This is a genomic window from Streptomyces amritsarensis (genome assembly GCF_001953875.1).
GTDB classification, from domain to species: domain Bacteria; phylum Actinomycetota; class Actinomycetes; order Streptomycetales; family Streptomycetaceae; genus Streptomyces; species Streptomyces amritsarensis.
In genome coordinates this window covers 1-893 of sequence record NZ_MQUR01000198.1, presented here as the reverse complement: position 1 = coordinate 893, position 893 = coordinate 1, and the positions used below count along the sequence as shown (strand labels likewise).

The window sequence follows — 893 nt, the reverse complement described above, 5'->3', positions numbered from 1 at the left end:
GTCATGGCCATGCACCACGGCACCCTCCCCCGCACCCTGCACGTCGACGCCCCGACCCCGCACGTGGACTGGTCGAGCGGCGCGGTCTCACTGCTGACCGAGGCGACCCCGTGGCCGCAGACGGACCGGCCCCGCCGGTCCGCGGTCTCCTCCTTCGGCATCAGCGGCACCAACGCCCACGTCATCCTCGAGCAGGCCCCCGCCACCGCACCCGAACCGGCCCGCGAAACGGCGGTTCCCTCCCCGCTGCCGTGGGTGCTCTCCGCCCGCGGTACGGACGGCCTGCGCGCCCAGGCCGCGCTGTTGCGGCGTTCGGCCGCCGACGCCGGCGCGGACGGCGCCTTCGGCCTCCCGCACCTGGACATCGGACACGCGCTGGCCACCACACGGGCCGCGCTCCCGGACCGTGCCGTCGTCCTCGCCGACGACCCGGCCGCGCTGCTGGCCGGCCTGGACGCGCTGGCCCGCGGTGAATCCGCGCCGCAACTGGTGACCGGGGACCCGGACGGGGCGGCCGGGACCCACGGACTGGCCTTCCTCTTCACCGGGCAGGGCAGTCAGCGTGCCGGCATGGGCCGGGAGCTGTACGCCACCCATCCCGTCTACGCCCGCGCCTTCGACGAGGTCTGCGCGCGGATGGACGTCCACCTGGGCCGGTCGCTCAAGGAGCTGATCCTCGCCGAGGAGGGGAGCGAGCAGGCCGCGCTCCTGGACCGGACGCAGTACACCCAGCCCGCGCTGTTCGCCGTCGAGGTGGCGCTGTTCCGGCTGGTGGAGCACTACGGGCTGACCCCCGACCACCTGCTCGGCCATTCGGTGGGCGAGCTGGCCGCCGCGCACGTCGCCGGCGTCCTCTCCCTCGACGACGCCTGCAAACTCGTCGCCACCCGCGG

Annotated in this window: 1 protein-coding gene; it reads left to right on the top strand. The window is 75.3% G+C overall.

All coding sequences use genetic code 11. The features are described 5' to 3' along the window. The coding region (locus tag AVW11_RS38160; protein ID WP_206281957.1) for an acyltransferase domain-containing protein at positions 1-893 on the top strand (893 nt) is incomplete at both ends.